General features: G+C 53.5%; 11 protein-coding genes. 9 read left to right on the top strand and 2 right to left on the bottom strand.

Going from position 1 to position 12,908, the window contains the following annotated elements:
• Positions 1 to 80 precede the first annotated feature (80 nt).
• Positions 81 to 1,727: a glucose-6-phosphate isomerase gene (gene pgi / locus MUU51_RS14470; RefSeq protein ID WP_258967993.1), complete on the top strand. Its 1,647-nt coding sequence runs from the start codon at positions 81 to 83 to the stop codon at positions 1,725 to 1,727.
• A gap of 203 nt (positions 1,728 to 1,930) precedes the next feature.
• Here the strand turns inward: pgi and MUU51_RS14465 are convergent, their stop codons facing one another.
• A complete protein-coding gene (locus tag MUU51_RS14465; RefSeq protein ID WP_258967992.1) occupies positions 1,931 to 3,352 on the bottom strand; it encodes an L-fucose/L-arabinose isomerase family protein in 1,422 nt (473 codons plus the stop codon).
• 511 nt (positions 3,353 to 3,863) lie between these two features.
• On the opposite strand from MUU51_RS14465, the gene yjbE reads away from it, so the two are divergent.
• The 8 genes from yjbE (at position 3,864) to MUU51_RS14425 (ending at position 11,744) form a co-directional block, all read left to right on the top strand.
• The gene (gene yjbE, locus MUU51_RS14460; RefSeq protein WP_159776584.1) at positions 3,864 to 4,106 is read left to right on the top strand and encodes an exopolysaccharide production protein YjbE; all 243 of its coding nucleotides are present in this window, start codon (positions 3,864 to 3,866) and stop codon (positions 4,104 to 4,106) included.
• A gap of 65 nt (positions 4,107 to 4,171) precedes the next feature.
• Positions 4,172 to 4,810 carry a YjbF family lipoprotein gene (locus tag MUU51_RS14455; protein ID WP_159776586.1) on the top strand — a complete coding sequence of 213 codons (639 nt, stop codon included), beginning with the start codon at positions 4,172 to 4,174 and terminating at the stop codon, positions 4,808 to 4,810.
• Positions 4,807 to 5,544: a capsule biosynthesis GfcC D2 domain-containing protein gene (locus MUU51_RS14450; protein WP_258967991.1), complete on the top strand. Its 738-nt coding sequence runs from the start codon at positions 4,807 to 4,809 to the stop codon at positions 5,542 to 5,544. The genes MUU51_RS14455 and MUU51_RS14450 overlap by 4 nt, the downstream gene beginning before the upstream one ends.
• A complete protein-coding gene (locus MUU51_RS14445; RefSeq protein WP_258967990.1) occupies positions 5,544 to 7,640 on the top strand; it encodes a YjbH domain-containing protein in 2,097 nt (698 codons plus the stop codon). Before MUU51_RS14450 ends, MUU51_RS14445 begins: the two co-directional genes overlap by 1 nt.
• Before the next feature lie 137 nt (positions 7,641 to 7,777).
• Positions 7,778 to 8,188, top strand: coding sequence for a phosphate-starvation-inducible protein PsiE (gene psiE, locus MUU51_RS14440; RefSeq protein ID WP_159776592.1), 411 nt, complete (start codon positions 7,778 to 7,780; stop codon positions 8,186 to 8,188).
• 287 nt (positions 8,189 to 8,475) lie between these two features.
• Positions 8,476 to 10,053, top strand: coding sequence for a PTS transporter subunit EIIC (locus MUU51_RS14435; protein WP_159776594.1), 1,578 nt, complete (start codon positions 8,476 to 8,478; stop codon positions 10,051 to 10,053).
• Positions 10,054 to 10,062: 9 nt separating this feature from the next.
• Positions 10,063 to 10,815 (top strand): 6-phosphogluconolactonase, encoded by a 753-nt coding sequence (locus tag MUU51_RS14430; protein WP_258967989.1) that lies wholly within the window; start codon positions 10,063 to 10,065, stop codon positions 10,813 to 10,815.
• Positions 10,800 to 11,744 (top strand): isoaspartyl peptidase/L-asparaginase, encoded by a 945-nt coding sequence (locus tag MUU51_RS14425; RefSeq protein ID WP_159776598.1) that lies wholly within the window; start codon positions 10,800 to 10,802, stop codon positions 11,742 to 11,744. Before MUU51_RS14430 ends, MUU51_RS14425 begins: the two co-directional genes overlap by 16 nt.
• On the opposite strand, the gene MUU51_RS14420 is transcribed toward MUU51_RS14425, so the two are convergent.
• Positions 11,741 to 12,760, bottom strand: coding sequence for a LacI family DNA-binding transcriptional regulator (locus tag MUU51_RS14420; protein ID WP_159776600.1), 1,020 nt, complete (start codon positions 12,758 to 12,760; stop codon positions 11,741 to 11,743). The genes MUU51_RS14425 and MUU51_RS14420 overlap by 4 nt on opposite strands.
• Positions 12,761 to 12,908: the final 148 nt, after the last annotated feature.

The raw sequence follows: 12,908 nt of genomic DNA, 5'->3' as shown, positions 1-12,908 counted from the left end.
CACACAAAAATCATCACAAAAAGCGTCGCAGGCGCTACAATCGACCGAAGTCACATTTTTCAAATCAGAAGAGTATTGCTATGAAAAACATCAATCCAACGCAGACCTCTGCCTGGCAGGCATTACAGAAACATTATGATGAAATGAAGGACGTGTCGATTGCCGACCTGTTCGCGAAAGATGGCGACCGTTTCGCCAAGTTTTCTGCAACGTTCGACGATCAGATGCTGGTAGACTTCTCTAAAAACCGCATTACTGAAGAGACGCTGAACAAGCTGCAAGCGTTAGCGAAAGAGACTGACCTGGCGGGTGCCATTAAGTCTATGTTCTCCGGTGAGAAAATTAACCGCACCGAAGACCGCTCGGTACTGCATGTTGCCCTGCGCAACCGCAGCAACACGCCGATTATCGTTGACGGCAAAGATGTGATGCCGGAAGTGAATGCGGTGCTGGAAAAGATGAAGCATTTCTCAGAAGCCATCATCTCTGGCAGCTGGAAAGGCTACACCGGCAAAGCGATTACCGACGTGGTGAACATCGGTATCGGCGGCTCCGACCTGGGTCCATTCATGGTGACCGAGGCGCTGCGTCCGTACAAAAACCACCTCAATATGCACTTTGTGTCTAACGTCGATGGCACGCACATTGCTGAAGTACTGAAAGACGTGAACCCGGAAACCACGCTGTTCCTGGTCGCTTCTAAAACCTTCACCACTCAGGAAACCATGACCAATGCCCACAGCGCGCGCGACTGGTTCCTGAAAACTGCTGGTGACGAAAAGCACGTGGCGAAACACTTCGCGGCGCTCTCCACCAACGGTAAAGCCGTCGGTGAATTTGGTATCGATACTGCGAATATGTTCGAGTTCTGGGACTGGGTTGGCGGTCGTTACTCCCTGTGGTCTGCGATTGGTCTGTCGATCATTCTGTCCGTTGGCTACGACAACTTTGTTGAACTGCTTTCCGGCGCGCACGCAATGGACCAGCACTTCTCTACCACACCAGCAGAGAAAAACCTGCCGGTACTGCTGGCGCTGATCGGCATCTGGTACAACAACTTCTTCGGCGCTGAAACCGAAGCCATTCTGCCGTACGACCAGTACATGCACCGTTTCCCGGCGTACTTCCAGCAGGGCAACATGGAATCCAATGGCAAATACGTTGACCGTAACGGCAACGCGGTGGATTACCAGACTGGTCCAATCATCTGGGGTGAGCCAGGCACTAACGGTCAGCACGCGTTCTACCAGTTGATTCACCAGGGCACCAAAATGGTTCCTTGTGACTTTATCGCGCCGGCGATTACTCACAACCCGCTGTCTGACCACCATCCGAAGCTGCTGTCTAACTTCTTCGCGCAGACTGAAGCGCTGGCTTTCGGTAAATCTCGCGACGTGGTTGAGCAGGAATACGCTGACCAGGGTAAAGATCCGAAAACGCTGGAACACGTGGTGCCGTTCAAAGTGTTCGAAGGCAACCGTCCAACCAACTCCATCCTGCTGCGCGAAATCACGCCGTTCAGCCTGGGTGCGCTGATTGCGTTGTATGAGCACAAAATCTTTACTCAGGGCGCGATCCTCAACATCTTCACGTTCGACCAGTGGGGCGTTGAATTGGGCAAACAGCTGGCAAACCGTATCCTGCCAGAACTGACCGATGATAAAGACGTCAGTAGCCACGACAGCTCGACTAACGGCCTGATTAACCGTTATAAATCCTGGAAATAAACCCGAAATAAACGACAAAAAGCCTTCTCTTCGAGAAGGCTTTTTTTATGTTTGCACCCTCTCCCCGTGAGTGTGTACAGTCCGGGGTGAGGGCATCAGACCGCAGCGGACTTCCCCCTCACTCTACATTGCCCGGCGGCACTGGGTTTGCACGGTCCTACAAAACCGTAGGCACGATAAGCGAAGCGCCACCGGGCAATGACTCAGGCTATCCGGCAGCTTTGAATCCCTAACAACTTCGCAATTGCCTCGATTTTCTCTCCCACGTGACCCATGCCTATGGCGCAATGGTGTGCCGGACCGCCTTCGCACCAACGACGGGTAAACTCCCGGGCCGACAGCGAAAAACGATAATGGCTGTTGGTGTTACCGATATCCAGGGCCTCGCCAGGCACCGCTTCTCCTTCGGCGAACTGGAGCGTGACGCGACCATCCCGATGCTCAACCACCGATAAAAACGTCACCGGACCCGGCGTGACGGTCATCTGAATCGACACCCCTTTGCCCGGTTTTCCGTGGTATACCGGCAGCGGCACCAGCCTGACTTTTCCTTCCGACATCAGCGGATGCGCCGGGCCGTCGTGACCCCACTGCACGGTGTCGTTGTCGAAATCCATGCCGTAAGGCTCGGAGAACGAACCGCCCACTTTCAACAGACTGAGGATTTTCATCGCGAGCACATTCTTGATTTCACACTCTCCGGCCACCGGAATGTCGCGCTCGGTCAGCAGTGTATTGCCGAGAATGACCGAGGTGATGATGTTTTCCTGTGGCGAACCGGATGCGCCCTCGTAGTAATAGGCCATCGCGCCCAGCTGATGGCGGGCAACCAGCTTATCCAGCGCCACCGAGGTGGTTATCGCTCGCTGCAGTTCAAACTCCTCACATGCCGGGTCAACGTTCAGCACGTCGTACACCTGTTTGCGTTTTTGCTCATGCTCCTCAGAGGTTATCGACGGCAGCGAATCCGCCAGCTCGCAAATCTCCAGCACCCGGAAGCGCACGCCGAACTTCGCCGACAGATTGGTCATATCCGAGTAGACGTCGTACATGCCGTTGTAATAGTGGCCGAGTACGCCAACGTTGGTGGTTTTCAGGGCATGAACCGTTTGGGCGGCCGCCAGCCAGTTGTCGATTTCCCGCCACGCCTGGGGATCATCGAGATAACCCGGCACCAGGGTGTAACCGATGTTTGCCCGCTGGAATACGTTCGCCAGTTCCGGGGCGCTACAGGCCTGACAGTGCGCCAGCCATTGGCCGGTGCGTACACCGCGATCCGGATGCTGATTAATCGTGGCGCAGGGGACTTTTTTCTCTGGCTGTAGCGCCAGAATAATGACCGGGACGTTCAGCAGCTGCACCAACGGCAGGACGGTGGAACTCAGCGCATAAGTGGTGATGTACAGCACCAGCGCATCGACGTTTTTTGCGGCGAACGTCGCCGCAGCGGCATCCATGGTAGGCGGGTTATCAATCAGACCGGCGTTCACTACTGCCACGTCGCGGCGTTGTAATTGCTCGTCAACCCGGCCCAGATAGCCGTCGAGCTGTTCGCGCAAGCCGTGAAACTGCGGCCAGTAAGTATCAAGCCCAATGCCAAACAGACCAACGGTGAATGTTTTCATGATGGAGCCTCAGACAAGAGTGACAGGATGCCGTCACTTTACGCATCGGCAGGCGGGAAAACCTGCGGCTGATGGACATGCCTGAACCAGAGTTGGCAATTGAATCGAGGAACGGAGAATGTGGATCGCAGAATATTGATCCTGCGCGAAATGCATTTCCGCGAGGCAGAAATCGCAGTATTCATTTCCCATTAAAATTACAAGGAATAAAGAGGCAGGAGCCGCAAGGCTATTCCCTTCGCCTGTTCAGGTTAATCCTAAAAACGATTGTGACCAGCAATGCATAATCTGTTTTTTAGGATTTTCTTGAGGGGTGTATTTTAAATTGTGATTGAATTTAAAGGGTTTTATTATTTTATTTGATTGTTAAACAACAATTTTCTCTCATTATCCTAAAACCCGCCTGCTTATTTCCTGAGCCCTAATTCGACAGCTTTAGTTGTGTATACTCGATATCGCCTGAATTTCTCAGGTGAAACTCCATTCATTCAACCAATGAAGGGAAATAGTAATGAAAAAAGTTATGTATGGCATTTTTGCCATTTCTGCGTTTGCGGCGACTTCTGTCTATGCAGCTCCGGTGGAAACCGGTGATGCAGCAGGATCAGCAGCGACGTCTGTGTCTGCGGGCAGTTCCGCCGCAACCAGCGCCAGCGCCGTAAGTTCGGCCGTGGGGGTCGCACTGGCGGCGACCGGTGGTGGTGATGGCTCCAATACCGGAACCACGACCACAACAACCACAAGTACCCGCTAAGTTTCACGGGTCATTAACCCTAACCACACTTCGGTGTGGTTATTTTGCCCCTTCGGAGAAGAGTCGTGAAGCGACCTATTATTTTCACTCTTTGCCTGCTGCTTCAGGCCTGTTCAGCCAGCACGGAAGGACTCGGCAAGTCGTTGTGGCATAGCCTTTTCGGCACGCAAGGCGTGCAGCTTACCGCCGACGATATCCAGAACATGCCGTATGCCAGCCAGTACATGCAGCTCAATAACGGCCCGCAGCTGTTTGTGGTCCTCGCGTTTTCAGAAAACGGTCAGCAGAAGTGGGTGACGCAAGATCAGGCCACGGTGGTGACGCAGCATGGTCGCATCGTGAAAACGCTGCTCGGCGGCGACAACCTGCTCAGCGTGAATAACCTCGCCGACGATCCACTGGCAAAACCTAACCAGATTATCGATGGCGCAAGCTGGACCCGCACTCTGGGCTGGACGGAACACAAACAGGTGCGCTACGCCACCGCCCGCTCTGAATTCCACTGGCAGGGCACCGACACCCTGACGCTGGCGGGAGAATCCACCGTCGTGCGCGTGCTGGTGGAAGACGCCAGCACCGACCAGGCGAGCTGGCAGAACCGCTTTTGGGTAGATAGTGACGGACAAATTCGTCAGTCAGAACAGTATCTCGGTGCGAATTTCTTCCCGGTGAAAACCACCCTGATCAAGGCGGCGAAGCAATGAAAAAACTCACCCTTGCCGCAGTAATGACGCTGTTTGTTGCCCCGCTCGCGCTGGCCGCAGGCACCGTCGACGTGTATATCAACGGCGCAAAAGAAGCCAAAACCCTGACCGAGGCCGCCCATCTGGCGGATTTAGTGGCGCAGCCGAGGCTGGAAAACAGCTGGTGGCCAGGGGCGGTTATCGCTGAAAAACAGGCCACTGCCGTGGCCTTGCAGCAAAAACAGACGCTGATGTCGCAGCTTGGCGCGCTGGCGGCGGACGAAAACGGTGACGATGCCGCGGCCATTAACGCCCTGCGCCAGCAACTGCAAACGCTGGACGTCACCGGCAGACAGTTTGTCAGCCTCGACCCCGATCGCGTGCGGCTTGGGCGTCGCACGAACCCGCCGTTGGAAGGGCACTACAGCCTGTGGGTTGGCCAGCAGCCGACCACCGTCAGCGTGTTTGGGCTGATTAGCCGTCCGGGTAAAACCGCGTTTGTCCCTGGCAAAGACGTGGCAGCGTATCTCGATGAGATGAGCCTGCTGAATGGCGCGGACCGCAGCTATGCCTGGGTGATTTATCCCGATGGACGCAAAGAAAAAGCACCAGTGGCGTACTGGAATAAGCGTCACATTGAGCCGATGCCCGGCAGCATCATTTTTGTCGGTTTCGCCGACTCACTTTGGACGAAGAAGTATGACGATCTGAACGCCGCGCTTCTTCGTGCCCTTGCACAGCGGATCCCGGAATAATGAAAAAAAGATTTCTCTACAGCCTGCTGGCGCTGGGCGTGAGCGCGGCTTGCCATGCGGAAACGTACCCGGCGCCGATTGGCCCGTCGCAGTCAGATTTTGGCGGCGTCGGCCTGCTGCAAACGCCAACAGCGCGCATGGCGCGGGAAGGGGAACTGAGTCTCAACTATCGCGATAATGACCAGTACCGCTATTACTCTGCCTCGGTGCAGCTTTTCCCGTGGCTGGAAACGACCCTGCGTTATACGGACGTGCGAACCCGAGAGTACAGCAGCGTGGAAGCCTTCTCCGGTGACCAGACCTACAAAGATAAAGCCTTCGATCTTAAGCTGCGCCTGTGGGAAGAGAGCTACTGGATGCCGCAGGTGTCCGTCGGGGCGCGAGATATTGGCGGGACCGGCCTGTTTGATGCGGAATATCTGGTTGCCAGCAAAGCCTGGGGCCCATTTGATTTCAGCCTCGGTCTCGGCTGGGGCTACCTCGGCACCAGCGGTAACGTCAAAAACCCGTTCTGTAGCTACAGCGACAAATATTGCTATCGCGATAACAGCTACAAACAGGCGGGATCGATGGACAGCAGCCAGATGTTCCATGGCCCGGCCTCGCTGTTTGGCGGCGTGGAATACCAGACGCCGTGGCAGCCGCTGCGCCTGAAGTTGGAGTACGAGGGCAACAACTACAGCGAAGACTTCGCCGGAAAACTCGAACAAAAAAGCAAGTTTAACGTCGGCGCCATTTATCGCGTGACCGATTGGGCCGACGTTAACCTCAGCTACGAGCGCGGCAATACCTTCATGTTCGGCGTGACCCTGCGCACCAACTTCAACGATCTGCGTCCGTCGTACAACGACAACAGCCGACCGAAATACCGGCCACAGCCGCAGGATGCGATCCTGCAACACTCCGTGGTGGCGAATCAGCTGACGCTGCTCAAGTACAACGCCGGTTTTGCTGACCCGAAAATTCAGGTGAAAGGCGACACGCTGTACGTCACTGGCGAGCAGGTGAAATACCGTGATTCTCGTGAAGGGATTGAGCGTGCAAACCGCATCATCATGAACGATCTGCCGGACGGCATCAGCACCATTCGCGTGACTGAAAACCGTCTGAATATGCCGCAGGTGACCACGGAAACCAACGTCGCCAGCCTTAAGCGTCATCTGGAAGGCGAGCCGCTGGGTCAGCAGACCGAACTGGTGCAGAAACGTGAAGCGCCAGTGGTGCCGGACAAAACCGAGCAGGGCTGGTACATCGACAAATCGCGTTTTGATTTCCATGTCGATCCGGTGCTCAGCCAGTCTATTGGTGGGCCGGAAAGCTTCTACATGTACCAGCTGGGGGTGATGGCCACCGCCGACTGGTGGGTGACCGACCATCTGCTGACCACCGGCAGCGTGTTTGGCAACCTCGCCAACAACTACGACAAGTTCAACTACACCAATCCGCCAAACGACTCGACGCTGCCGCGCGTGCGTACTCACGTGCGTGAATACGTGGAAAACGACGTTTACGTGAATAACCTGCAGGCCAACTATTTGCAGTATCTGGGCAATGATTTTTATGGCCAGGTGTACGGTGGCTATCTGGAAACCATGTACGGCGGCGTGGGTGGCGAAGTGTTGTGGCGTCCGGTCGACAGCAACTGGGCGTTTGGCCTGGATGCCAACTACGTCAAACAGCGTGACTGGACCAGCTCGCTGGACATGATGAAGTTCACCGATTACAGCGCCAAAGTAGGGAATTTGACCGCCTACTGGACGCCGTCGTTCGCGCAGGACGTACTGGTGAAAGCCAGCGTTGGGCAGTATCTGGCGGGCGATAAAGGCGGCACGCTGGAAGTGTCGAAGCACTTCGACAGCGGCGTGGTGGTGGGCGCGTATGCGACGATCACTAACGTGTCGGCGGATGAGTACGGCGAGGGTGATTTCACCAAAGGGGTGTACGTATCGGTGCCGCTGGACTTGTTCTCGTCCGGCCCAACCCGCAGCCGCGCATCGATTGGCTGGACACCGCTGACGCGCGACGGCGGCCAGCAGCTCGGTCGTAAATTCCAGCTGTATGACATGACCAGCGATCGTAGTCAGAACTTCCGCTAAGTTTTCCCCTCACTCTGACCCTCTCTCCTATGGGGAGAGGGGCAACTTATGTGCGAAATATACACAAAAAATGTAGATCCCCGTCACATTTTTGCGTTATACAAGGGGTTCGCCACAACGAACGAAGGAGAAGCTGTATGACATCGCTGACTCGTCCACGCGTTGAATTTATCTCCACCGTTTTGCAGACTGTATTGAATCTGGGTTTGCTCAGCCTGGGCCTGATCCTGGTGGTTTTCCTCGGCAAAGAAACGCTCCATCTGGCCGATGTCCTGTTCGCCCCGGAACAAACCAGCAAGTACGAGTTGGTGGAAGGGCTGGTGGTTTACTTTCTCTATTTTGAATTTATCGCGCTGATAGTGAAATACTTTCAGTCCGGCTTTCATTTCCCGCTGCGCTACTTCGTCTACATCGGGATCACCGCCATTGTGCGGCTGATCATCGTGGATCATAAATCCCCACTCGATGTGCTTATTTATTCCGCCGCTATTTTGCTGCTGGTGATTACGCTGTGGTTATGTAACTCGAAACGTTTAAAGCGAGAATAAACAACCTGGCGACCATGTGTCGCCATTTTTTTATTAAGGGTTGTCATTACGCAAACATCTTATTATTAAATAAAATGCGAACGAAATATTAATCCGTTGGCGTTGTTAGTGCATCCTCTATTAATGTATTTATCTTTTAAAGATACTGGCCATATAATAATTTATGTGATCTTCTGCACAATGATTAACCGTTTAATCATTTAGCATCAATGGCGATTAATGAATAACATCACTGCCCACTGTCTCCTGTAGATAGTGAACTCTTTTTTTTTACAACTGGATTGTTTATGAAAAAGGAATATGTTCATTTTTTCCAGATGCTCTCACGTGCGTTTATCACGCCGATTGCACTGCTCTCCTTCGCTTCGCTGCTCTTGGGGGTTGCGTCCCTCTTCCTTTGGCATGAACGGCTAAGAGAATTGTTGCCGTTTATGAACTCATCAGTGATTCAGTATATTGCGAATTTACTGAATACTGTCGGCTCAGTAATAATGGACAATTTACCGCTATTATTCGCCGTATCGCTGGCATTTACCTTGGCGAAAAGTGAGCGAGAGTACGCGGCACTCGGCGCCATTTGCGGGTATCTGGGGCTATTGATGGGCATGCATGCGCTGATCGCCATCAACCCGCAAATCAGGGAAATGTTTCCAGAAAAAATATTTACTACCACGTTGGGTATTGAAACCGTAAATACCGGGGTGGTCGGCGGAATTATCACCGGGCTGCTTTCTGCGTTGATCCATAATAAAGTGTATCAAATCCGCTTTCCGGTTGCGCTGGCCTTTTTCGGCGGCGTGCGCTTCGTGCCGTTGGCGAACGTGATGTTTTTTGTCGCCTTTGGGCAATGTTTTCCTTTTTTATGGATTTTCCTCTCCAATATCATCAATAACGCCGCGCTGGGCGTTTCTCACGCGGGAATTTTCGCCCCATTTATTTATGGTTTTGGTGAGCGTCTGCTGCTGCCTACCGGTCTGCATCAGATCTGGAATACCGTTATTCGTGACACCATGGTGTCCGGTGTGGCGATATTTCCTGATGGTCATACGGTAGAAGGGGCGAGAGCGATTTTTGCGGAGTACCTGAAGATCAACGTACTGCCCGTCAATATGATGCTGCCGGATATCGTTAAGTTTTTACGCGGCGGGCAGATCCCGATCACCATGTTTACGCTGCCGATGATGGCCCTGGCAATGTACCACACCGCCAGACCAGAGCAGCGAGCCAAAATTAAACCCTTGCTGCTGACAGGTGCTTTCACCTCGATAATCGCGGGCGTTACGGAGCCGCTGGAATTTACCTTCCTGTTCGTCTCACCAGTCTGGTACCTGATTTATTCGCTGTTTAATGGCCTGAGCTGGATGCTCTGCTACATGTTCCACAGCCAGCTCGGCGGCACGGAGGCCAATATCATCGGCCTGGTGTTGTATGGCTTTCTGCGTCCGGAATCCCGTTTCTGGATAAACCTGCTGGTTGGCGTAGTGATGGCGCTGTGCGGCTATGGGCTGTTCCGCTTCTGGATCGTGCGTTTCGATCTCAAAACGCCTGGCAGGGGCAGCGACTATGAGCAAACGATCGACATTCTGGGGATCCTGCCGACTGACGATCAGCGCGCGAACGATCCTTTGCAACTTAAGGCCGCAGCAATCATTAAGGGGTTGGGCGGTAAAGAGAATATTCGCAATGTGGATTGCTGTTACAGCCGACTGAGAGTCTGCGTCAACGATGTCGCGCAGGTCGATGAAGCAATCATCAAAGCGACGGGATCGCTCGGCTATATCCCCATCGATGAGAACAATATCCAGATTGTCTACGGCACGACGGTAGACACTATCCGTAACGCAGTTAAAAAACAGCTTCAGTGAGGGAATACCATGCATTTTATGATTGTGAAGGACTATCAGGCAATGTCGCAGCAGGCGTTTAACGTTATCGCTCAGAGCATCCAAAATAGCGCGCGTCCGGTGATTTCGCTGACCACCGGCGCGTCGCCAATGGGGCTGTTTAAGCTTATGGTGTCGGCAGTGAATGACGGCTCGCTCGATATCTCAAAAACCGTGTTTTTGAATGTGGATGAGTATGTGGGCGATCAAAACGCGGTGTATACGGTACACACCTTTATGTTTACCCACTTTTATAACCAGATAACCCAGCGGCCTGCCTATTTTGATATGTTCAACGCCGGCAACCGCAACAAAGAGTATGAACTGTTACGCTACAAACAGGTGCTGTCTACCTATCCTCGTGATGTGCAACTGCTTGGGCTGGGGACTAACGGTCATATTGGCGCCTGCGAGCCGGGAACTCTATTTACCGCTTCGGCCTTCTGCGCCCGCCATGAAGAGTCAACCATTCAAAGTACCATGATGCTTTATGGTGTCAGCCGCCGTGAAGCGCCGACTGAAATGTTTACCCTTGGTTTTGAAGAAATCAGTGCGGCTAAAATTCCTCTGCTGATTGCCAGTGGTCAGAGCAAGGCAGAAGCGGTTCGCCGCCTGCTTGAGGAACCTGTCGATGAAGGCTGTCCGGCGTCGTTTCTGCGGATGCATCAGAATTTTACCTTCATCATTGATGAAGAAGCGGCATCGCTACTGAGCGAGGAGACACGGGCATGTGCAATACGTTGATTGCCACCTGGCGAATGGCGCTGGAGGGGATGACCGAAGTGGCGTCGGAAACGAATCTGCATCAGTCGGTGATTCGGGCGGTGATGAATGTCGAAAATAACCCGCTGTACCACTCCGTTGGCTATGGAGGATTGCCCAATATCGACGGTGAGGTGGAGCTGGATGCGGCATTTATGGATGGTGACACGCTGGATTATGGCGCCGTCGGAGCCGTCAGATACCTGAAAAACCCGATTCTCGCCGCCTGGGCGTTGAGTCGATATCAGCGCAGCAACGTGCTGGCAGGAGAAGGGGCGCTGACATTTGCCATTCAGAACGGACTGGCGTTACGTGATAATCGTCATCCGCTTGCGCATAACAAATGGCTGCTGGCGCGTCAGCAAAAGAGAGATAAAGAGCGGCAGGAGGCGTATGACGGGCACGATACCGTCTGCGTGCTCGGCGCCAGCCCCGGCGGATCGGTCTGTGCAGGAGTCTCCACATCCGGGTTGTTTCTGAAAAGAGCGGGGCGGTTGGGTGACTCGCCACTGATTGGCTCCGGCTGTTACGCGGACAGCGCTTCAGGAGCGGCGGCGGCCACTGGCGTAGGTGAAGACATTATGAAAGGCTGTCTTTCCTGGGAAATCGTGCGCCAGATGGCGACCCTCTCCCCACAGCTGGCATGTGAAAACGTGGTCCGGCAGCACACGGCAACGCTAAGACAGCGCAAAGGAGAGTGCGGCAGTATTTCCGTCATTGCGCTAAATCAGGCGGGGCAGTGGGGAGCCGCCACCAACAAAGAGACATTTTCGTTCGTGGTGAACGAGCCGGACAAAGGGCCGCAGGTCTGGCTGGCGCATTGTCGGGATCAGCAACATTCGCTTGAGATCGCGTCCGAATGCTGGCTGGTGGACTATCTTGCTGGGGTATCCGCCGGTACTGGCAACTAAGCGGAATCTCTGAGCAGAAGTTGCGGAGTCGGGGCAAGGTTATCTGCGTTGCCTGCACACTCATCAACCTGCAGGCTAAGCTGATGGGCACTGTTCCAGCCAAGCTGCCACATCGAAAAATCTAAACAGGTGATGGTGGGCGATAACAGTCCGCCATCATCCATTTTTTCCAGACAGATAACCGAGATATCCCGGCGAATATAGTTATCCTTGCCAATGTTCCGCCCGGCATTTTTGATGGCGGTGATAACACTTTTGGTAGTGTCAGTATCGTAGCAAAGAAGCGCGGTGACCCAGGGATGCGTCGTCAGCAGCTCACGCACGCAGTTCTCCAGTTCCAGCGGTCTGGAGGAGCCCGCAATAATCAGCTCTCTTGATTCCTCAATATTATGGTTTTTCAGAACCGAAAAATAACCCGCCAGTTTCTCAATACGATCCCAACGGTTCTCATCTCCGCCAATAAAGCCGATATGACGATGACCGTTGTTGACGAAATGCTGAGTAGCCAGCGCGGCGCCTTCAAAGGTGTGAATACTGAATTGATGATTTTTATTGGGTTGTGGCGCAGCGGTCAGCACGATGCAGGGAATATGACGTTGCAAAAGGCGCTGTTCAACAGCATCAACGCTGGCAGAACCGTCCATGATCAACACGCCGTCGACATTATAATTTAATGCCACGTTGAGCCGGGTGGAGATATCGCTCTGGTTTTCATAAAACAGAATAAATGCCACTTTGCCCTCCTGATCCAGCCGGGCATTAACGCCCTGGAGCATTTCAATGTTGTCAGGATGAGCAATGCCGTGGACCAGAACCGCAATGAGTCCGGTTTTCCCGCTTCTCAGCGTTGCCGCATTATTATTGCGGACATAGCCTAACTGGTCGATGGCTTCGTTAATGCGTCGGGTAGTCCAGGAGGAAATGCGTCCTTTTCCGGAAAGCACCATGGAGACGGCGGCGGTAGAGACATCGGCGAATTTCGCGACATCAGAAATAGTGGGTTTCTTCCTTGCCATGGTGCACCTATATCCTTGCATATCGTGATGTTATTGACGCTTTTTGGAGTATACGCCTCTCTTAAAGAATAAAAAAATGGCGCTCCAGGGAGCGCCAAATCAACAGTCACAAGTACAAATTGAGGATAACAGTGGCATTACAGTGGCA

The organism is Scandinavium manionii (assembly GCF_024764775.1).
In the GTDB taxonomy this organism is placed as follows: domain Bacteria; phylum Pseudomonadota; class Gammaproteobacteria; order Enterobacterales; family Enterobacteriaceae; genus Scandinavium; species Scandinavium manionii.
Note: the sequence above shows the minus strand (reverse complement) of the source record. Positions and strands in the feature narration are given on the sequence as shown.

Bases quoted from the DNA above. Each gene is read 5' to 3' on its own strand.
- pgi (WP_258967993.1), top strand. From the start codon at position 81: ATGAAAAACATCAATCCAACGCAGACCTCTGCCTGGCAGGCATTACAG.
- MUU51_RS14465 (WP_258967992.1), bottom strand. From the start codon at position 3,352: ATGAAAACATTCACCGTTGGTCTGTTTGGCATTGGGCTTGATACTTAC.
- yjbE (WP_159776584.1), top strand. From the start codon at position 3,864: ATGAAAAAAGTTATGTATGGCATTTTTGCCATTTCTGCGTTTGCGGCG.
- MUU51_RS14450 (WP_258967991.1), top strand. From the start codon at position 4,807: ATGAAAAAACTCACCCTTGCCGCAGTAATGACGCTGTTTGTTGCCCCG.
- MUU51_RS14445 (WP_258967990.1), top strand. From the start codon at position 5,544: ATGAAAAAAAGATTTCTCTACAGCCTGCTGGCGCTGGGCGTGAGCGCG.
- psiE (WP_159776592.1), top strand. From the start codon at position 7,778: ATGACATCGCTGACTCGTCCACGCGTTGAATTTATCTCCACCGTTTTG.
- MUU51_RS14435 (WP_159776594.1), top strand. From the start codon at position 8,476: ATGAAAAAGGAATATGTTCATTTTTTCCAGATGCTCTCACGTGCGTTT.
- MUU51_RS14430 (WP_258967989.1), top strand. From the start codon at position 10,063: ATGCATTTTATGATTGTGAAGGACTATCAGGCAATGTCGCAGCAGGCG.
- MUU51_RS14425 (WP_159776598.1), top strand. From the start codon at position 10,800: ATGTGCAATACGTTGATTGCCACCTGGCGAATGGCGCTGGAGGGGATG.
- MUU51_RS14420 (WP_159776600.1), bottom strand. From the start codon at position 12,760: ATGGCAAGGAAGAAACCCACTATTTCTGATGTCGCGAAATTCGCCGAT.